This is a genomic window from Kitasatospora sp. NPDC015121 (genome assembly GCF_055562955.1).
On record NZ_JBVHEH010000002.1, the window covers coordinates 359,009 to 377,359 of the forward strand.

Annotated in this window: 22 protein-coding genes; 14 read left to right on the forward strand and 8 right to left on the reverse strand. The window is 75.5% G+C overall.

What is annotated here, in order from left to right:
• Positions 1 to 4 precede the first annotated feature (4 nt).
• A complete protein-coding gene (locus ACZ3J7_RS03545; protein WP_465616376.1) occupies positions 5 to 2,314 on the forward strand; it encodes a hypothetical protein in 2,310 nt (769 codons plus the stop codon).
• Positions 2,304 to 3,665 (forward strand): hypothetical protein, encoded by a 1,362-nt coding sequence (locus ACZ3J7_RS03550; protein ID WP_465616378.1) that lies wholly within the window; start codon positions 2,304 to 2,306, stop codon positions 3,663 to 3,665. The genes ACZ3J7_RS03545 and ACZ3J7_RS03550 overlap by 11 nt, the downstream gene beginning before the upstream one ends.
• A 101-nt stretch (positions 3,666 to 3,766) precedes the next feature.
• On the opposite strand, the gene ACZ3J7_RS03555 is transcribed toward ACZ3J7_RS03550, so the two are convergent.
• Complete coding sequence (locus ACZ3J7_RS03555; RefSeq protein WP_465616380.1) at positions 3,767 to 3,964, reverse strand: hypothetical protein; 198 nt, start codon at positions 3,962 to 3,964, stop codon at positions 3,767 to 3,769.
• A 75-nt stretch (positions 3,965 to 4,039) separates the two neighbouring features.
• On the opposite strand from ACZ3J7_RS03555, the gene ACZ3J7_RS03560 reads away from it, so the two are divergent.
• From ACZ3J7_RS03560 to ACZ3J7_RS03570, 3 genes are all read left to right on the forward strand, one after another.
• Positions 4,040 to 4,768 carry an SDR family oxidoreductase gene (locus tag ACZ3J7_RS03560; RefSeq protein ID WP_465616381.1) on the forward strand — a complete coding sequence of 243 codons (729 nt, stop codon included), beginning with the start codon at positions 4,040 to 4,042 and terminating at the stop codon, positions 4,766 to 4,768.
• Between the two features lie 129 nt (positions 4,769 to 4,897).
• A complete protein-coding gene (locus ACZ3J7_RS03565; RefSeq protein ID WP_465616382.1) occupies positions 4,898 to 5,062 on the forward strand; it encodes a hypothetical protein in 165 nt (54 codons plus the stop codon).
• A 3-nt stretch (positions 5,063 to 5,065) separates the two neighbouring features.
• Positions 5,066 to 5,683 carry a hypothetical protein gene (locus ACZ3J7_RS03570; protein WP_465616383.1) on the forward strand — a complete coding sequence of 206 codons (618 nt, stop codon included), beginning with the start codon at positions 5,066 to 5,068 and terminating at the stop codon, positions 5,681 to 5,683.
• 209 nt (positions 5,684 to 5,892) lie between these two features.
• Here ACZ3J7_RS03570 and ACZ3J7_RS03575 read toward each other — a convergent pair whose 3' ends face one another.
• Positions 5,893 to 6,243, reverse strand: coding sequence for a DoxX family protein (locus tag ACZ3J7_RS03575; RefSeq protein WP_465616384.1), 351 nt, complete (start codon positions 6,241 to 6,243; stop codon positions 5,893 to 5,895).
• Between the two features lie 96 nt (positions 6,244 to 6,339).
• Between ACZ3J7_RS03575 and ACZ3J7_RS03580 the strand changes: the two genes are divergently transcribed.
• From ACZ3J7_RS03580 to ACZ3J7_RS03590, 3 genes are all read left to right on the forward strand, one after another.
• Positions 6,340 to 6,771, forward strand: a complete 432-nt coding sequence (locus tag ACZ3J7_RS03580) for a winged helix-turn-helix transcriptional regulator (RefSeq protein ID WP_465616386.1) — start codon at positions 6,340 to 6,342, stop codon at positions 6,769 to 6,771.
• A 139-nt stretch (positions 6,772 to 6,910) separates the two neighbouring features.
• Positions 6,911 to 7,444, forward strand: a complete 534-nt coding sequence (locus ACZ3J7_RS03585) for a hypothetical protein (RefSeq protein ID WP_465616388.1) — start codon at positions 6,911 to 6,913, stop codon at positions 7,442 to 7,444.
• A 223-nt stretch (positions 7,445 to 7,667) separates the two neighbouring features.
• Positions 7,668 to 8,240 (forward strand): dihydrofolate reductase family protein, encoded by a 573-nt coding sequence (locus ACZ3J7_RS03590; RefSeq protein WP_465616390.1) that lies wholly within the window; start codon positions 7,668 to 7,670, stop codon positions 8,238 to 8,240.
• A 95-nt stretch (positions 8,241 to 8,335) separates the two neighbouring features.
• Here the strand turns inward: ACZ3J7_RS03590 and ACZ3J7_RS03595 are convergent, their stop codons facing one another.
• The gene (locus tag ACZ3J7_RS03595; RefSeq protein ID WP_465616392.1) at positions 8,336 to 9,955 is read right to left on the reverse strand and encodes a multicopper oxidase family protein; all 1,620 of its coding nucleotides are present in this window, start codon (positions 9,953 to 9,955) and stop codon (positions 8,336 to 8,338) included.
• A gap of 88 nt (positions 9,956 to 10,043) precedes the next feature.
• Between ACZ3J7_RS03595 and ACZ3J7_RS03600 the strand changes: the two genes are divergently transcribed.
• On the forward strand, positions 10,044 to 10,523 hold the full coding sequence (locus ACZ3J7_RS03600; RefSeq protein WP_465616394.1) for a hypothetical protein: 480 nt from the start codon (positions 10,044 to 10,046) through the stop codon (positions 10,521 to 10,523).
• A gap of 8 nt (positions 10,524 to 10,531) precedes the next feature.
• Here ACZ3J7_RS03600 and ACZ3J7_RS03605 read toward each other — a convergent pair whose 3' ends face one another.
• Positions 10,532 to 11,311, reverse strand: a complete 780-nt coding sequence (locus ACZ3J7_RS03605; RefSeq protein WP_465616396.1) for a TIGR03084 family metal-binding protein — start codon at positions 11,309 to 11,311, stop codon at positions 10,532 to 10,534.
• 213 nt (positions 11,312 to 11,524) lie between these two features.
• On the opposite strand from ACZ3J7_RS03605, the gene ACZ3J7_RS03610 reads away from it, so the two are divergent.
• Positions 11,525 to 12,166 (forward strand): NAD(P)-dependent oxidoreductase, encoded by a 642-nt coding sequence (locus tag ACZ3J7_RS03610; RefSeq protein WP_465616398.1) that lies wholly within the window; start codon positions 11,525 to 11,527, stop codon positions 12,164 to 12,166.
• A gap of 76 nt (positions 12,167 to 12,242) precedes the next feature.
• Here the strand turns inward: ACZ3J7_RS03610 and ACZ3J7_RS03615 are convergent, their stop codons facing one another.
• Positions 12,243 to 13,025, reverse strand: coding sequence for a dioxygenase family protein (locus ACZ3J7_RS03615; RefSeq protein WP_465616400.1), 783 nt, complete (start codon positions 13,023 to 13,025; stop codon positions 12,243 to 12,245).
• A 102-nt stretch (positions 13,026 to 13,127) separates the two neighbouring features.
• On the opposite strand from ACZ3J7_RS03615, the gene ACZ3J7_RS03620 reads away from it, so the two are divergent.
• A complete protein-coding gene (locus ACZ3J7_RS03620) occupies positions 13,128 to 13,592 on the forward strand; it encodes a MarR family winged helix-turn-helix transcriptional regulator (RefSeq protein ID WP_465616403.1) in 465 nt (154 codons plus the stop codon).
• A gap of 18 nt (positions 13,593 to 13,610) precedes the next feature.
• Here the strand turns inward: ACZ3J7_RS03620 and ACZ3J7_RS03625 are convergent, their stop codons facing one another.
• Positions 13,611 to 14,726, reverse strand: a complete 1,116-nt coding sequence (locus ACZ3J7_RS03625) for a WD40/YVTN/BNR-like repeat-containing protein (RefSeq protein ID WP_465616405.1) — start codon at positions 14,724 to 14,726, stop codon at positions 13,611 to 13,613.
• A gap of 166 nt (positions 14,727 to 14,892) precedes the next feature.
• Between ACZ3J7_RS03625 and ACZ3J7_RS03630 the strand changes: the two genes are divergently transcribed.
• Positions 14,893 to 15,648 (forward strand): pirin family protein, encoded by a 756-nt coding sequence (locus tag ACZ3J7_RS03630; protein WP_465616407.1) that lies wholly within the window; start codon positions 14,893 to 14,895, stop codon positions 15,646 to 15,648.
• A gap of 159 nt (positions 15,649 to 15,807) precedes the next feature.
• On the opposite strand, the gene trxA is transcribed toward ACZ3J7_RS03630, so the two are convergent.
• On the reverse strand, positions 15,808 to 16,197 hold the full coding sequence (gene trxA, locus ACZ3J7_RS03635) for a thioredoxin (protein ID WP_465616409.1): 390 nt from the start codon (positions 16,195 to 16,197) through the stop codon (positions 15,808 to 15,810).
• A 228-nt stretch (positions 16,198 to 16,425) separates the two neighbouring features.
• Here trxA and ACZ3J7_RS03640 point away from each other — a divergent pair, with 228 nt between their 5' ends.
• Both ACZ3J7_RS03640 and ACZ3J7_RS03645 read left to right on the forward strand, forming a co-directional pair.
• Complete coding sequence (locus tag ACZ3J7_RS03640) at positions 16,426 to 16,611, forward strand: hypothetical protein (RefSeq protein WP_465616411.1); 186 nt, start codon at positions 16,426 to 16,428, stop codon at positions 16,609 to 16,611.
• 107 nt (positions 16,612 to 16,718) lie between these two features.
• Positions 16,719 to 17,006: a DUF1876 domain-containing protein gene (locus tag ACZ3J7_RS03645; RefSeq protein WP_465616412.1), complete on the forward strand. Its 288-nt coding sequence runs from the start codon at positions 16,719 to 16,721 to the stop codon at positions 17,004 to 17,006.
• Positions 17,007 to 17,030: 24 nt separating this feature from the next.
• Here the strand turns inward: ACZ3J7_RS03645 and ACZ3J7_RS03650 are convergent, their stop codons facing one another.
• A complete protein-coding gene (locus tag ACZ3J7_RS03650) occupies positions 17,031 to 18,236 on the reverse strand; it encodes an NAD(P)/FAD-dependent oxidoreductase (RefSeq protein ID WP_465616413.1) in 1,206 nt (401 codons plus the stop codon).
• Positions 18,237 to 18,351 lie beyond the last annotated feature (115 nt).

Genomic DNA, 18,351 nt, shown 5'->3' on the forward strand with positions numbered 1-18,351 from the left:
ACCGATGCGGATACAGGAACGGACACGGCCGCGCGGACGGGCGCGCGGGCGGGCGGGCGGACGCGGACGCCCGGCGTCGGCCGCCGCCCTCGCCGCCCTCGCCGCGCTGGTGCTGTTCGCCGCCGCCCCGCAGGCCGCGGCCGACCCGACGCCGTCCGCGAGTACCGCACCGTCCGCGAGCGCCGCACCGTCCGCGCCGGCCCGACTCCCCGACGACGCCACGCAGGCCGAGCGCCTCGCCGCCGCGCTGCGCCAGGACCCGGTCTACGTCTCCGTCGACCTGCCGCGCGAGGTGCCGCGCTCGCTCGCCCCGCGCTTCGCCGAGGTCGCCTCCCGGATCGGCGTGCCCACCTACGTGCTCGTGCTGCCCGACGGCGACGCCGCGCTGCTCGCCCAGGTGCACGACCGGCTGGGCGCGGACGGCCTCTACGTGCTGGTCGAGCGGTACGGGGTGACCGCCACCGGCTTCGGCGTCGACCTCCCCGTCGACGACGCCGAGCGGATCGCCCGCCACACCGTCCCGTACGACGCCGGCCGGCTGGCCCAGTTCGAGGCCTTCGCCGAGAAGGTCCTCCTCGGCCCGGACCAGGCCGCCGCCCAGGCCCGGGAGGTCGAGCGGCACGACGACGGCGACCTGCCCGAGCGGTACATCTCCTCCACCGACCGGCAGAACCAGAACCTGCTGATCGGCCTGGCCGTGGTGGTCGGCCCCGGCCTGCTGCTGGTCCTCGGCCTGTTCCTCGCCCGCCGCCGCACCGGCCCGCCGCGGACCGCCTCCGCGCCGCGCCGGACCGTCCCGCTGGGCAAGCAGCCCGGCCCGAAGCCGAACAAGCCGAACAAGGCGAGCAAGGCGAAGGGGGGCAGGGCGACGGCCGCCGTCCCCGGCTGGCGCCCCGGCGTGCTGGCGGTGACGCTGGCGGCCACCGCCGCCGCCGCGGTCGGCGTGCTGCTGGCCGCGCCGCAGGTCTTCCCGCAGCGCGTCGACGGCCCCGACCTGGACGTCACCCCGGCCGACCTGGCGGCCCGCACCGAGGAGGCCGCCGCCGCGCTCACCGCCGGCGGCGTCTACCAGGACGCCGCCGCCCCGACCGTGCTGACCCCCGCCCAACTGGCGGCCGTCCGGCAGCGGACGGCCGAACTCGCCGCCACCACGCCGGTGTTCCTGCTCTTCACCGGCTCCAACGGCGACGACGAGAGCACCGGCGACGGCTCCCGGCTGCTCGCCCAGGTGCGCCAGCGCACCGGCCTGGACGGCGTGTACGTGCAGGTCGACCCGGTCGGCGGCTACTTCGAACTCGCCGAGTTCCGCACCGCCGCGACCGACGTCGAGTCCCGGTTCCGGCGCGCCGACCTGCGCTACCCCGAACGCGAGGGCGGAGCCGACGACCTGCGGATCCCGGACCGGCTGAACCGGGTCCTGGACACCGTGGCCGCCGCCCGGCCCACCGGCCGGGAGGGCGACACCGGCGCCGGCACCGAACTGCCCGAGCTGCGCGGCAACGCGCTGCCGCCGCTCTACGACGACGACTTCGTGCCCGGCACCCTGCTCGGCGGCCTGCTGCTCGGCGTCCTGACCCTGGTCGGCTGGGCCGGCTACGCCGCCGTCCGGGCCGGCCGGGTCCGGCACGCCGTCGCGGCAGCCGTGTCCGCCACCGCCGCGACGTCCACCACCGCCGCGGCGACCGGCTCGGACGTCCCCCGGCGCACCTCCGCCGACCCCACCGTCCGCCAGCTGCGCGCCTGGGCCGCCGAGGACGTCCGCACCCTCGCCACCCGGCTCGCCGACGCCGCGCAGGACGCACCCGGCCGGGCCCGCGCCTGGGACTGCCTGGACGCCGCCGGACTGCTGCTCGGCGAAGGCGAAGGCGGGGGCGGGGGCGCACGCGGGGCACGCGGCGCACGCGGGACGAAGGACGCCGACCCGGCCGACCTGGCCGCCGCCGTCGTCCTCGCCCAGGCCGGGCACGCCGCCCTCGCGGGCCGCTCGGAGCGGCAGCTGTGCCGCGCCAACCCGCTGCACGGCGCCGCGACCGGCGGCCGGGTGCCGACCTGGTTCGCCGACCTCGGCCTCGGTCCCCGGGCCGCCCGGATCTGCCCCTCGTGCCGGGAGTCCTTCCGGAGCGCCGGCGCCGACCGTCCCACCGCCGACCGGACCGCCCGGCGCCTCGCGGCCGACCAGCGCCTGCTGCGGGTACCCGACCCGGACGGCCGCACCAGCAGCGTCTGGCACGAGGCCGGGCAGGTCCTGCCCGCCGCGCTCGACGGCCTCGACGCACTTGTCCTCAGGGCCAGGGAGTCCGCCAGTGTCCAGTGACCGTCCCACCACCGTCCGCGCCGGGTTCCGGCGCCGCCCGGCCGTGCTGCTGCTGGTCTGCGCCGCCCTGCTCGGCGTCGGCCTGAGCACCGGCGCCGGCGCGGGCCTCGGCCTCGGCGCCCCGGTCGCCCGCGCCGCCGACGGCCCGGTCAGCACGGCGACCGGCGCGAGCATCGCCGAGGCGCTGCGGACCGCCCCCGTGTACGTCGACCCCGGCTACGCCGCCGCCGTCACCCCCGACCAGCAGCAGCGGATCGGCGCGCAGATCGCCGCCACCGGCCTGCCGATCAAGGTCGTCCTGGTGCCGCTGCAGAAGGGCGACGCCTTCGGCGGCGACGCCAAGGCGATGGCCGCCGTGGTGCAGGAGCGGCTCGGCCAGAACCCGCTCATCATGATCACCAGCGACGACTACGGCAGCTGGCTCAACGGCTACGAGTGGCCGGCCGACAACACCCACCAGGCCCGCGACTCCGCGAACGCGGTCAGCATGATCAAGGAACTCAAGGACGCCGGACTCGCCGCCAAGGTCGGTCGGGCGATCGAGCTGATCAGCACCGGCAAGGGCACCGAGGTGTTCAAGGCCGAGTCCGACCGCCTCGACCGCGAGCGCTCGGCCCGCCCGCAGAGCGACTACGGCACCGGCGCCGAGCGGACCTCCTCCACCGGCGGCCCGTTCGCGATCGCCGCCGTCCTGGTGCTCGCGCTGGCCGTCGGCGGCGGTCTGCTGGTCCGCGCCCGCCGCCGCCCCCGGCACACCGCGTTCACCTTCCCGGACGCGGTGTTCGCCGCCGACCGGGCCGCCGACGAAGCCGGACTGCGCCGCCAGGCCACCGCCGAGGTGCTCGCCCTCGGCGAAGCCCTGGACGGCGCCGACGGCGCCACCACCCCCGGCCTCGGCCGCGCCCTGGACGCCTACGACGCGGCCGGCCGGGTCCTCGACGCCGCCGACGGCCTCGCCGACCTGGCCGGCGTCCTCGCCCTCGCCGCCGAGGGGCGCGCCGCGCTCGCCACCGGAACCCGGCTGCCGCTCTGCTTCTTCGACCCCCGGCACGGCACCGCCGCCCGCCGCACCACCTGGCGGCCCGTCGGCCGCCGCGAACGCGTCGACGTCGCCGTCTGCGAGGACTGCGGCCAGGCCCTCAAGGCCCGCCGCTCCCCGCAGGTGCTCGCCGTCCGCGACGAGGGCCGCACCGTCCCGTACTTCGAAGTCCCCGCCACCCGCAGCCTCTGGGCCGCCACCGGCTACGGCTCCCTGCTCTCCGGCCCCGACGACACCCTCGCCGCCCGCGTCGGCACCGGCGAGTTCAGCCGCACCACCCGCGACCGCCGCCCCGACGCCCGCCGGGACTGACCACCACCCGGCAGGACGGAGCTCAACTCCCGTACGGGCCCTGCTTGGTGGGGAAGCGGACGCACGGGCCCTCGGCCAGGTGGGCGTCCGCTCCGCCCCGCTCATCCGAGCAGCGTCCACGGCCAGTCGGCGTCCTCGGCGGGGTCGCCGGGCAGCGTCTCGGCGGGTATGCCCGACTCGGCCAACCGCCCGCACAGCCAGGACGCCTCGGCGACCGTCCCCGCCAGGTCCGTACCGGTCCAGCAGCGGCCGGCGGATCCAGGGCGGGGCGTCCGCGCCCCCGAAGCCCGGGCACCCACCCCCGCAGCCCGAACCCTCCGTCCGTACCGGTACTTTCACGCCGGAGGAACACCATCATCGACGGAGGCCACCGGATGGAACTGACCGACCGCGTCATGGTCGTCACCGGCGCGGGCCGCGGCACCGGCCGCGCACTCGCCCTGCGGGCCGGACGACTCGGCGCCCGGCTGCTGCTGGCCGCCCGCACCGAGGAGAGCGCCCGGAAGGTCGCCGCCGAGGTCGCCGCCGACAGCGGCGCCGACGCCGAGGGCCTGCCCTGCGACCTGGCCGACCCCGCCGCCGTCCGGGCCTTCGCCGCCGAGGTCGCCGCCCGCACCGACCGGATCGACGTCCTGGTCAACAACGGCGCCCCCTACCTGCCGGGAACCGACCTGCTGGACGCCGACGACGAGGCCGTCACCGCCACCATCGCCGCCGGCGCCACCGGCACCGTCCTGGTCACCCGCCACCTGCTCCCCCTGCTGCGCGCCTCCGCCGCCGCCGACATCGTCAACCTGGTCTCCGCCGTCGCCGAACCGCGCAACCACCGCTCCGACTCCCATCCCGCCTTCTACGCCGCCAAAGCCGCCCAGTCCGGCTTCGCCGACGTCCTCTCCGCCCGCCTCCGCCCCGAGGGCATCCGGGTCATCTCCCTCTACCCCCCGGACTTCACCGACGCCGACCCCCTCGCACCCTCCTGGCACACCGCCCCCCGCACCGCCACCACCCCGCTGACCGCGCAGTCGGTCACGGACTGCGTGCTGTTCGCGCTCTCCCAACCCCGCGACTGCTTCATCCGCACCTTCCGCTTCGAACAGCTCTAGGGGCCGGGGCCTCCGGGAGAACTCCCGGGCCACTGGCGCGACACCCCGCCGGGGCGCGGTAGGTTCCCGGAACGGCACGGTACGGCACGGCACGGATCACACCACGTCACACCCAGGGGGCGGATGCACATGGTCTCTGCGCAGGTACTTCTCGGCGCCGGTGCCGAGACGGTCCTCGACGCCGACGGCCTTCGGCTGGTCGACCGCGGCTCCCGCACCGAGATCCCGCTCGCAGTGATCCAGGAGACCCGGACCGACGGCGGGCGGCACGTCGAGATCGTGCTCACCGACTGAGTCGTGCACCGGGTGGACGGCGGCAACGCGACCGCCGCCACCGCGTTCGTGACCGCCCTGACCGCCGCACTGCCCGAGCTGCGGGACCCGGCCGGGAGCGCCCGGACCACCGTCACTGCCCTGAAGCAGCCGGAGAAGGACGAGCCGGAGCCGGTGGTACGACGGCGACTGGCGATCATCGGCGCCCTCGTCCTCCCGTACCTCGGGTACACCGTCTGGGTCGGCGCCACCCACGGGCCGGACGTCGTGTTCGTGGTCCTCGGGGCGGTGCCGCTCACCATCGGCCTGCTCATGCTGTTCGTCGCGGCGCACGACACACTGCTCCACCTCGCGCTGGGGCGCCGCGGGATCACGGTGTCCGCCGCGTTCGACTTCAGAACCGGGGACGGGGCCGCCTGGTACGAGTTCACCGGCGCCGACGGCGTTGAGCGCAGCCACCGGGGCAAGGACCGCGGACCGCGGATCCGGGTCACCTACGACCCGAAGAAGCCCTGGCGAGCCTCCTTGCAGCTGGCGTGGGGCCCCGTGCTGCTCAAGGTCTGCGCCCTCACCGCCGGTGGACTGCCCCTGCTGCTGGCCGGCGGCACCGTGGCGTTCCTGATTCCCTTCACGCCGCAGTGAGAGCGCCCCGGGGGAGCGTGCGCGGTCGTGATCGAGGCGCGGTCGAGGCGTGGTCCTGGCGAGGTCCTCGATCCGGGCCCCCAGCCCGGCGATCAGGCACGCGACGGTGCTCCGTTCCCGGTAGGGCTCGGCGTCGCCGCTGACGGGACGGCCACCGGCGCCGCCCTTCCTCCTCCGGTCGGCGCCGGTGCCGGAGCGGCCGTCCGCCGTCAGAGGGTGGCGGCGCGCAGCACGATCAGGGCCACGGAGGCCACGGCGAGGACCGCCGCCGGAGACGCGCCCTTGCGGTCGCCGACGCGCAGGTGGAAGGCGACCGCCCCGGCGAAGTAGAGCGTCAGGCCGATCGCGGCGGCGATGCCGAGGGGGCCCCACCGGAGTCCGGCGATCACACCGGCCGCGCCCGCGATCTGAGCGCCGATCAGGAAGGCCATCATGCTCTGCGGCACTCCGAGGGTGGACATCTGCTCGGTGATGTGCCGCGTCCGCAGGGACTTGGCCCCGGCCGACACCAGGAGAAGCACCGACATGAGCACGGTCACGACGGCGAGGGAGACGAACATGGCTGGAACCTCAATCGTCCGAGATGCGGATAAGGGAGCGTGCGCACCTCGACGACGATAGGCGGCCGTCAGGAACCTCCAGGTAACCTTCGGGGCATGAGCCTGCGACCCGGAACCGTCTTCCTCGCCGACTGTCCGGCCCTGCTGGCCATGGAGATCATCGCCAGCAAGTGGTCCATGGTCACGCTCTTCGCCCTGACCGACGGCCCGTTGCGCCACGGCGAGTTGGTCGAGCTGAGCGGTGGCATCTCGCGCAAGGTGCTGACCCAGACGCTGCGCCGGCTCCAGGCCAACGGGCTCGTCGAGCGGCACGCGTACGCCGAGGCGCCGCCGCGCGTGGAGTACGGCCTGACCGATCTCGGGCGAACCCTGGAGGAGCCCATCAGGATGCTCACCGCCTGGGCGCGGGAGAACGGCGAGGCGGTCGTCACCTTCCGGGAGGCGGTCGAGGCCGCCAGGGCCGTCGAGGCGGATCAGGCGACCCCGGTGACGCCCCCTCGCGTGGGTGCGGACCCGAGCCGTTCCTGACCGGCGGACGGGGACGGTGCGGGCCGGGTGGTCCGTGGTGCTCAGCCCTCCGTCCGTCCGCCCGTTCCGAGTGCGGGGCGGTGGCCGCGCGGGCCGGGAGTGGGAGAGAATCCGGCAGCGACCGACTGGGGGGATGTTCATGGCACACCGTCCGCTGCTGATGCTGGACGTCGACGGGCCGATAGTCCCGTTCGACCGCTTCCTGCGCCCCCGCGGCTACCGGACCCACCGGGTGCCCTCGCAGACGTGGAGGCAGCGGCAGCTCGACAAGGGCGTGACCGATCCGAAGCCGCTGCGGGTCTGGCTCAACCCCACCCACGGGCCGTCGCTCCTCGCCCTGCCGTACGACCTGGTGTGGGCGACCGCCTGGCGGCACGAGGCCGACGAGCACCTGGCGCCGCTCCTCGGCCTGCCCGAACTCCCCTACGTGAACTGGGAGTCGATGAACCACGAGGACCCGGACGGGCTGCACTGGAAGACCCGGCAGCTGGTCTGCTGGGCCGACCAGCAGCCCTTCGCCTGGGTGGACGACGAGATCGGACCCCGGGACACCGAGTGGATCGCCGCCAACCACCCGGGCCGGGCGCTCACCCTGAAGATCGACCGCCGGTACGGGCTGCGACCGGAGCACTTCGCCCGACTGGCGGACTGGGCCGAGGAGATCGCCCGCTGAAGCCGTGAGGCCGAACCCGGTGTCCGGATCGGCACGCCGACGCGGCACCGGGTCCGCCGATCACCGAGCGCGCGAGGATCGCGGAAAACCCGGGCGCGGACCGATGAGTTCCTTCATGATCGTTCGTCAGTAGGTCATGGATGGTGTGCCACAGCCGAACGCGGGCTGCGGCGTCCACCGATCCGACCACCGGAAGCAGGACACGAGACACCAGGAACCACAGATGCGCACCCTGATCAGCACGGCCTTCATCTCGCTCGACGGCGTCGTGGAGGCCCCGGGCGGCGAGCCCGGCTACCGCAACTCCGGCTGGACCTTCAAGCACGTCGACTTCCTCCCCGAGGCGTTCGACATCAAGGGCCGCGAGCAGCGGGAAGCCACGGCGATGCTGCTGGGCCGGACCAGCTACCAGGCGTTCAGCCCGGTGTGGCCGGACATGGCGGACTTCGCCGACTACAAGGAGATGCCGAAGTACGTCGTCTCCACCACCCTCACCGACGACGACCTGGTGACCAACTGGGGCGAGACCACGATCCTGCGCTCGCTCGACGAGGTCGCCGCGCTGAAGGAGACCGAAGGCGGCCCGATCATCGTCCACGGCAGCGCCTCCCTGAACCAGGCGCTCTCGGACGCCGGACTGATCGACCGCTACCACCTGCTGGTCTTCCCGCTGCTGCTCGGCGCCGGCAAGCGCCTGTTCAGCACCTCGGACAAGGACGCCCAGAAGTTGAAGCTGGTCGAGCACGAGGCCTACGCCAACGGCCTGCAGAAGAACGTGTTCGACGTCGTCCGCTGACCCGGACCCGCGCACCGGCCCGGAACAGCCGGAAGCCCCCTGCACGAGGGGGCTTCCGCAGGGGCCCGGCGGCCACGGCGGGGATCGGCCCCGGTTCAGGGGGCGACGTAGCGCACGTTCTGCATCATGCCGAGGTCCTCGTGGTGCAGGTGGTGGCAGTGGGCGATGGCGCGGCCGGTGAAGTCCTCGTAGCGGACCAGGAAGGTGACCGAGTCGCCGGGCGTGCCGCCGGCCAGGCCGACGGTGTCGTGCCAGACCGGGGGGTCGAGGCGGCGGCCGTTGCGGTGGGTGACCAGGAAGGGGTTGGTGTGCAGGTGGAAGGGGTGGTTGAAGCCGGGGGAGGTCTCGCCGGTGCGGACCGTCCAGCGTTCGGTGCGGCCCAGCGGGAGGACGTGGTTGACGTGGTCGGGGTCGTACAGGCCGTACGCCGGGTCGTGGTGGAGGTCGCCGTCGGGGTGCGCGGCCGGGGTGGGGTGGGTGCCCAGGACCCGGAAGGCGTCCGGGAAGGGCGGCGGGAAGACGCCGGGGTCGACGTGGAAGAGCACCTCCCGGTCGGGGCCGGTGACGTCCCGTTCGTCGAGGAACGGCCGGCCGGGCGGGAGGGTGCGCGGCAGGGCCATCGGCGGGTCGTGCGGGGGGCCCGCCACCTCGACGGTCAGCAGCGGCTCCGGCACCCGGTCGGCCCGTAGCTCGTACCGGCCGGGGGCCCCGCCGCGGACCAGCAGGTCGATCCGGTTGCCCATCGCCAGCGGCAGCACCTGCGCGGGGACGGGCGCGGGCAGCGTGATGCCGTCCTGGGCGATCCGGTGCACCGTCGACGGCCCGTCCGGGCCGGTGAGCCGGAGGGTGAGCGCGGTGAACGCCGTCGCCCCGACCAGGCGCCAGCGCTGCACCTCGCCCGGCCGCAGCGGCAGCACCGGGTTGACCGCGCCGTTCACGGTGAACACCGACGGCACCCCGGTCAGCCAGCCCCCGGCGTCGAACGGCGGCACCCGGCCGTCCCGCAGCTTGAGCTCGTTGACGCACACCACCACGTCCGCCGCGGCCCGCACCTCCGGCACCTCGTCGACGTCCCCCTCCACCACGATCACCCCCGCCAGGCCCCCGGCCAGCTGCTCGGCGGTCGAACCGTGCAGGTGCGGGTGGTACCAGTACGTCCCGGCCGGGTGGTCGGCCGGGACGTGCAGCACCGTGCGGTAGCGCGGCTCCGGGTCGCCGGGCGCGGCGCGCGGGGCGAACTCGCGCAGCACGTTGTCGGCGAGGCCGGACGGGGAGACGTGCATCCCGTGGGCGTGCAGGTTGAAGCTGTTGGGACGGTGCGGCACCCGGGAGGCGTGGACGCCACGGTCGCCGTGGCCCCGGTCGGGGTTCGGCGGCAGGCCGTTGACGTGGGTGAGCAGCAGGGTGTCCCCGGCCCGGACCCGCAGCGTCGGCCCCGGCAGCGCGCCGTTGTAGGCCCGGACGGTGACCCGGCCGTGGCCCGGCACCGCGACCTCCGCGTACCGGACGTCCAGCACCTGCTCCAGCACCGACGGCACCCGCCCCACCGCCGGCCGGCGCCGCACGGTCACGGGCTGCGGGAAGACCGGCCCGCCGGAAGCCGCCGCCACCGTTCCGCCGCCCACTGCCGCTCCGGTGCCCGCCACCGAGACGAGGCCGGCGGTGGCGACCGTCCTGAGCACCGACCGGCGACTGATGCCGTGAGTTTCTCCCATGGTCGGGCAATCTAGGACAAATACCGCACGATCCCCGGTGCGCCGCACCGCGCGGCAGCCGTTCGCGCACGGTTGCCGGCACCGCCGGATGACCACGGACCCGCACGCCGCCAAGGCCCAACTCCACTACGAGCAGGCGGTGTTCGATGGAGATTCCGACGCCCTGTCAGCCGCCGACCGCGACCTCGACGCGGTGGAGGCGGACCTCGCGCCGGCGCGCGGCCGGAGCCTGCACGCCCGCTTCCTGGAACGGCGGGCCGACGACCGGCTGACCGTCTCCTACGCCCGCCGCCACCTCGGCATCGCCGCCCACGCGGCCGGCCGGCTGGAGGAGGCCCGCGCCCAGGTGGAGGAGTCGACCCGGCTGCGCCGCGAGCTCGGCTTCCTCCCCGGCGTGGCCGCCCACCTGATCGGCCCGGCCCACCTCGCCGCCCAGCAGGGCCGCCCGGACGACGCGGCCGGGATCCTCCGGGAGGCCGAGGAGCTGACCGGGGCCCCCGGCGCCCGGGGTGTCCGGCGCCGGGTGGCGGCGGCCCGGACCGAACTGGCCGCCACCGTCGGCCGGTAGCGGCCCGCTCAGCCCCGCAGCCGGGCCGGGCCGGGGCCGGGCGGGCCGGCGAAGGCCTGGGCGAGCGGGAGCCAGGCGTGGGCGGTCGGGCCGGTGACGGTCAGGGCGAGGTCGTCGGGGTGGCGGCGCCGGGTGACCAGCAGGCAGAAGTCCAGGGCCGGGCCGCTCACCCGGTCGGTGGCGTCGGCCGCGCCCCAGTGCCACGACTCGCCGTCGGGGGAGAGCAGTTCGAACCTGATCGGGGCGTCCGGGACGGGACGGCCGTGGGCGGCGAAGGCGAAGCCGACGGTCCGCACGCCCAGGTGCGCGACGTGCCGCAGGCGGGCGGTCGGGGTGCGGGTGGCACCGAGCGCGTCCGCGACGTCCTGGCCGTGCGCCCAGGTCTCCATCAGGCGGGCGGTCAGCATCGACCGGGCCTTCATCGGCGGTCCGAACCACGGCAGCCGCACCTCGGGCGGCACCGCCGCCAGCGCCGCCGCGACCTCCGCCCGACCCGCCCGCCAGCGGGCCAGCAGCGCCGCCGGGTCCTCCCCGGCGCCCTCCGCCGCACCCCGGTCCACCGCGTCGGGCCCGGCCGTGAACGCCCGCTCCAGGGCCCGGGCGAACCCGTCCGGGTCGCGGGCGGCGAGCAGCGTCCAGCGGTCCGTCCAGGCCAGGTGCGCGATCTGGTGCGCCACCGTCCAGCCGACCGCCGGGGTCGCCCGCGCGAAGCCGGCCGGCCCCGCGTCGGCCACCAGCGCGTCGAGTTCCGCTCCTTCGGCGAGTAGGTCCGCGACCAGCCCGTCCATCCGGGCCCCCTTCCGTTGCCGTCGTCGCCCGCCCCCTACCCCGGCGGGACGCCCGCGCACCGGAACTCCGGCCGGGAGCCCCGAGAACCCGCCTCCCCGGGGTCACCGACGCCCGGCCCCGAGCGGCGGGCCCGCCGCCTCCCGCGTCCCGCGGCGCGCCCGTGGTCTGATGGCACGTCGGGGTCGTGGCGCGGAGAGCGAGGCTGGTCGGGCATGCGGATCGCGGTGATCGGGGCGAACGGGGCGATCGGGCGGTGCGTGGTGACCGAGGCGATCGCGCGGGGGCACCGGGTGACGGCGGTGGTGCGGCGGCCGGCGGAGTACCAGGGGCTGGCGATCGACGTGGAGCGCGGTGACGTGCTGGACCCGGCGGACGTGGCGCGGGTCGCGGAGGGGCGGCAGGCGGTGGTGAGCGCGGTCGGCGGCGGGGACGGGCCGGGGCGGGGGCGGCTGGTGGAGCCCGCCGCGCACGCGCTGGTCGCGGGGCTGCGCAGACTCGCGGACGCGGCCCCGCGCCTGCTGGTGGTGGGCAGCGCGGGCGGCCTGACCACCGCGTCCGGCACCCCGCTGTGGGACGAACCGTCGGTGCCGCCCCGCCAGTTCGAGCTGATGCGCGCGCACGGCCGGGCGCTGGACTACCTGCGCACCGTCCGCGACCTCGACTGGACGGTGCTCAGCCCGCCGCGGAACCTGGTCCCCGGCGAGCGCACCGGCACCTACCGCCTCGCCACCGACACCCTGGTCATGACCCCGGACGGCCTCTCCGCCCTCTCCCTGCCGGACTTCGCGGCCGTCCTGGTCGACGAGCTCGAACACCCCGCCCACCACGGCGAACGCTTCACCTGCGGCCCCTGAACGCCCCCCGGCCCACCCGCCCCCATGCTGTCGAACACACCGGGTGGCAGACGGCGGACGGGGGCCGGGGCCGGGGTCAGCCGAGCTGGATCGAGCGCTTGGCGAGGCCCATCCAGAAGCCGTCGATGACGCTGCGCTGTTCGCCGAGGTCGGCCTCGCCGGCGCCGAGGGTGACGAAGAGCGGGGCGAAGTGCTCGGTGCGGGGGTGGGCGAGGCGGCCGGCGGGGGCCTTGTGCTCGAAGTCGAGGAGGGCGTCGAGGTCGCGGGCCTCCAGGGCGCGGCGGCCCCAGTCGTCGAACTCGGCCATCACGGAGGTGATCCGGCCGTCGGGGGAGAGGGCGCGCAGGTTGTGGGTGAAGAAGCCGGAGCCGACGATCAGCACGCCCTCATCGCGCAGCGGGGCGAGCTTGCGGCCGATCTCCATCAGCTCGCGCGGGTCGAGGGTGGGCAGCGAGACCTGCAGGACGGGGATGTCCGCGTCGGGGTACATCTCGACCAGCGGGACGTACGCGCCGTGGTCGAGGCCGCGGTCCGGCACGTCCTGGACGGGGGTGCCGGGGGCGTTCAGCAGCTTGCGGACGGAGGCGGCGAGCTCGGGGGCGCCGGGGGCGGCGTACCGCACCCGGTAGTAGTGCTCGGGGAAGCCCCAGAAGTCGTACACCAGCGGGACGGTGTCGACCGCGCCGATCGCCAGCGGGGCCTCCTCCCAGTGCGCGGAGACCATCAGGATCGCCTTCGGGCGGGGCAGGTCGGCGGACCAGGCGGCGAGCTGGCCCGGCCAGACCGGGTCGTCGGCGAGCGGGGGCGCGCCGTGCGAGAGGTAGAGGGCGGGCATGCGCTCGGTGGTAGGGGTGCTCATGGGTCCGTCCTCCTGCTGTCGGCACGTAGTTCAAATTTGAACCTTGCGCCTCCGAAGGTACACCCGAGTTCGAATTTGAACAACCGGAGTAGACTGCGGGGCATGGACGAACCCCGCTGGCTCGACGAGACCGAGATGGCCGCCTGGCGCGGGTTCGTCGCCGCCACCAACCTGGTCGCCCGCCGCCTCGAACGCCAGCTCAAGGAGGACGCGGGCCTCTCCCACACCCAGTACGAGATCCTGGTGCAGCTCTCCGCCGCCCCCGGCGGCTCGCTCCGGATGACCGACCTGGCCGACCGCCTGATCACCTCCAAGAGCGGCCTCACCTACCAGGTCACCCAGCTGGAGAAGGCCGGCCTGGTCGCCCGCCGCTCCTGTCCGAGCGACGTGCGCGGCGTCTTCGCCGAACTCACCGACCAGGGCTGGCGGACGCTGCGCGCGGCCGCCCCCGGCCACGTCGCCGCCGTCCGCGAGGCCCTGATCGACGTCCTCACCCCGGCCCAGCTCGCCGCCCTCGCCGACAGCCTGGGTGCGGTCAGCGACCGGCTGCGCGCCGCCGACTCCTGAGCCCCGCCGGGCGGCCGGTCAGAGCACCGCCGCCCGGACGCACAGCACGTCCGGCAGGTGGGAGGTGAGCAGTGACCAGTGCTCGCCGCCGTCCGGGGAGCCGTAGACCTCGCCGTTGCGGTTGCCGAAGTAGACGCCCGCCGGATCGCCGTCGTCGGTGCACAGGGCGTCGCGCAGCACCACGCCGTAGTGCTCCTCGGCGGGCAGACCGGTGCTCAGCGGCTGCCAGCTGCCGCCCGCGTCGGTGGTCCGGAAGACCCGGCAGCGGCGGTCGACCGGCAGCCGGGAGACGTCCGCCTCCAGCGGGAACAGGTACGCGGTGCCCGGGTCGTGCGGGTGCGCGGCGACGCCGAAGCCGAAGTCGGCGGGCAGGCCGTCGGCGATCGGCCGCCAGGACCGCCCGGCGTCGTCGCTGCGGTAGACCCCGCCGTGGTTCTGCAGGTAGAGGCGGTCCGGGTCGCCCGCGTCCCGGGCGATCTTGTGCACGCACTGGCCGAACTCGGGGAACCGCTCGGGCAGGAAGTCGGTGCGCAGGCCGGTGTTGGACGGCGCCCAGCTCGCGCCGCCGTCGGCGCTCCGGTAGGCGCCGCCGGAGGAGACCGCGACCAGCAGCGCCGCCGGGTCGCGCGGGTCGGTGATCACCGTGTGCAGGCCCTGGCCGCCGTAGCCCGCGCCCCAGTGCTCGCGCTGCGGGTGGTCCCGGAGCGCGTCGACCAGCTCGAAGCTCTCGCCGCCGTCGACGGAGCGGAACAGCGCGGCCGGCTCGGTGCCCGCGTACACCACCCCCGGTGCCTCCTCGCCGGCCGGCTGCAGCTGCCACACCCGCTCCAGCGAGGCGCCCGTCCGCTCCGGGAAGCGCAGCGCGGGCCGCGCCGGCTGCTGCCAGCTCGCGCCCAGGTCGTCCGACCAGGCCACGGTCGGCCCCCAGTGGCTGCTGTCCGCCCCGACCAGCAGCCGGGTCCGGCCGCCGCGGCGGTCGATGCCGACCGCGTAGATCCCGTTCATCGCGAAGTGCGGGCCGCTGAACTCCCACTTCTCGCGGTCCGGGCTGCGGCCCAGGAACAGGCCCTTCTTGGTGCCGACGGCCAGCAGGCCGCCCCGGTCGTCCCGCACGTCGTCCCGCTCGTCGTTCATCCTGGCCCACCCGGCTCGGTCGTTCGAGGTCTCGCAGCAGTGTGACCCACGCCACTGACAACCACCCGCCGACGCGGGCGGCGCGGCCCGGGAATGTCGGCCTCCCGCAAGTGGTTTACCATTCAACAACCTGGTGGGCGTCCCGCCCCCGACGGAGGAGGACCCGATGGCATCCACGATCGACCTGCGCCGCGCCGAGGAGCGCTTCCACACCCGGGCCGGCTGGCTGGACTCCAAGCACTCCTTCTCCTTCTCGCACCACTGGGACCCGGCCAACACCCACTTCGGCCTGCTGCTGGTCTCCAACGACGACACCGTCGCCCCCGGCACCGGCTTCGACACCCACCCGCACCGGGACATGGAGATCATCACCTGGGTGCTCGACGGCGGCCTGGTCCACCAGGACTCCGAGGGCCACAACGGCGTCGTCTACCCCGGCCTCGCCCAGCGGATGAGCGCCGGCACCGGCATCCTGCACAGCGAGAAGAACGACTCCTGGACGCTCACCGGCGAGCCCGCCCACCGGGACCCGGTCCACTTCGTCCAGATGTGGACCATCCCCGACACCGCCGGCATCGTCCCCGGCTACGAGCAGCTCGACATCAACGACCAGCTCGCCCGCGGCGGTTGGACCACCCTCGCGTCCGGCATGGGCAAGCACGCCGACCAGCGCGCGATCGGCATCCGGCAGAAGCACGCCGCCCTGCACGTCGCCCGCCTGCGCCCCGACGAGACCCTCGAACTCGCCACCGCCCCGTTCGTCCACCTCTACGCCGCCCGCGGCGAGGCCGCCGTCGAGGGCGCCGGCCTGCTCCGGCAGGGCGACGCCCTGCGGATCACCGGCGCCGAGGGCCAGCGCGTCACCGCCGGCCCGGAGGGCGCCGAACTCCTCCAGTGGGAGATGACCGCCGCCCTCGCCTGAGCCCCGCCCCGCTCCGCCCACCGGAGGCCCGCCCGCGCGGCGGGCCTTCCGCACGTCCGGAGCGGGCGGGCCGCCGTCCGTCGCGGGCGCGCGGGGGCCGGGCACGCGGAAGGGGCGCCCGGGGTGAGCCGGGCGCCCCTTCCGCGCGGGGTGGTGCGGTCAGTTCTGGGTGGCCTTCTGGGCGGCCACGCCGGCGTGGACCTCGGCCATGTCGAGCTTCCGGGCCTGGCCGATCAGGTCCTCCAGGGAGGCCTCGGGAAGGGCGCCGGGCTGGGCGAAGACGAGGACGCCCTCGCGGATGATCGCCAGGGTCGGAATCGACCGGATGTCGAACGCCGCGGCCAGCTCCTGCTGGGCCTCGGTGTCGACCTTCGCGAAGGTGATGTCCGGGTGCTTGTCCGACGCCCGCTCGAAGACCGGGGCGAACTGGCGGCACGGGCCGCACCAGGCCGCCCAGAAGTCGATCAGGACGAACTCCTTGTTGTCCTCGCCCTGGACCACCTCGTCGAAGTTGTCCTTGGTCAGTTCCACCGTGCTCATCATCGCCACCTGCCTCTCGCGTACCTGGCCCCGCGGTCCGGGCCCTTCGCCCGGCACAACCCCGTCACCAGCGGAACTATTCCGGTGGCCGCGAGCGGTGCACACCCCGGCCGCGCCGTACGTACCCCCGGGCGGACCGGTCGAACCCGGTCCGGCGGGCCGGCGCGGCACACTGGAGGGGTGAGGAGGCCACGCGGGCCCGGGCGCCGCCCGCCGCGGGGCGCGTGGACAGCGGCGATGAACGACTTCCCCCTGCTCTGCCCGCGCTGCGGCCGACCGCAGCGGGTCCTCCACCAGGACGACCCCCACCGGCCGGTGCGCGTGGTGCACACCGGGACCGGCCGCGAAGCCTGCGCGGAGACGGACGAACCCGCCGGCGGACCGCCGACCGACCCCGAGCGGTCCGGCCCCGACCGCCGCTGACCCGGTCCTCGACCCCGGCCCCGGCCCCGCATGGCCGCCCCGGCCGCTCCGGGGCACCCTGGAAGGACCGGTCCGAACGCCCCGCACGCACCCGGGAGGTGGCGGCCATGATGAGGACGCTGGTCGGATGGCACATCGAGATGGAGTTCCAGGAGGACGGCGACCGGACCAGGGCCGCCGCCCTGGTCCGCCTCTCCGACGGCACCGAGCTGCGCGGGCACGGCAGCTCCACCCGGCACCGCGACGACAGCCCGCAGCTGCGGGTCGGCGAGGAGGTGGCCGGGGCCCGCGCGCTCAACGACCTCGCCATGCAGCTGCTCGGCAAGGCCCACGACGAGGTGACCCGGCCCACCGGCGACCCGATGGCCCCGCTGATGTGGCGCGACGTGACCTGACCCGGGCCGCGGCCCCCGGCGGGGTCACACCTCGTCGAGCGGCACCGCCGGGTCGGCCAGCCGCTCCGCGTCCACCGCCCGCCCGGAGCGGACCAGTTCGCGGATCGGGTCGGTGACGTCCCAGACGTTCACGTTCATGCCCGCCAGCACCTTCCCGCCGGCCAGCCAGAACGCGACGAACTCCCGCCCGGCGACGTCGCCCCGGAACACCACCCGGTCGTAGCCGCCGGGCTCCGCGTAGCCCGTGTACTCCATCCCCAGGTCGTACTGGTCGGTGAAGAAGTACGGGACGCGGTCGTACACGGCCGCCTTGCCGAGCATCGAGGCGGCCGCCACGGCCGGCTGGTTCAGCGCGTTCGCCCAGTGCTCGACCCGGACCGGCTTGCCGAACAGCGGGTGGAAGGCGTTCGCCACGTCGCCCGTCGCGAACACGTCCGGGTGCGAGGTGGCCAGGTGCTGGTCGGTGCGCACCCCGTTCTCCACGGTCAGGCCCGCCGCCTCGGCCAGCGCCGTGTTCGGGCTGATCCCGACGCCCACCAGCAGCACGTCGGCCGGGACGGTGCTCCCGTCGCCCAGCCGCACCCCGTCCGCCCGCAGCTCCTCGACCCGGACGCCGAACCGCAGGTCGACGCCGTGCGCCCGGTGCAGGTCGGCGAAGACCTGCGCGGCCTCCCGGCCCAGCACCCGCAGCAGCGGCAGCTCGGCCGCCTCCAGCACCGTCACCTCCGCCCCGGCGGTGCGGGCCGCGGCCGCCGCCTCCAGGCCGATCCAGCCCGCGCCGACGATCACCACCCGGGCGCCGGGACGGAACGCCGCCCGCAGCCCCTCGCTGTCGCCGAGCCGCCGCAGCGTCCGCACGAAGTCGCCGTCGCCGCCCGGCACCGGCAGCGCGCGCGGCGCCGAACCCGTCGCCAGCAGCAGCTTCGAGAACGGCAGCCGCTCCCCGTCCGCCAGCGTCACGGTGTGCCCGCCCGGGTCGACCGAGGTGGCCGCCGCGCCCGTCCGCAGCTCCACCTCGTGCTGCTCGTACCAGTCGGCCGGGTGGACGTAGACCTTTTCCTTCTCCTCCTTGCCCAGCAGGTACCCCTTGGACAACGGCGGCCGCTCGTAGGGCCGTTCGGCCTCGTCGCCGACCAGGGTGACCGGCCCCCGGTAGCCCTCCGCGCGCAGCGCCTCGGCGGCCTTCGCCCCGGCCAGGCCCGCCCCGACGATCACGATCCCGGTGTCCATGTCCACGTCCTTCCGCAACGGCGTCCCCTTGTCCGCCCTCCTGCCCGACCATGGCACCGCCACGCGTCCGACCGGGGGAACCGCGCCGGTCGCCCGCCCGCTCCGGGTGCGATTC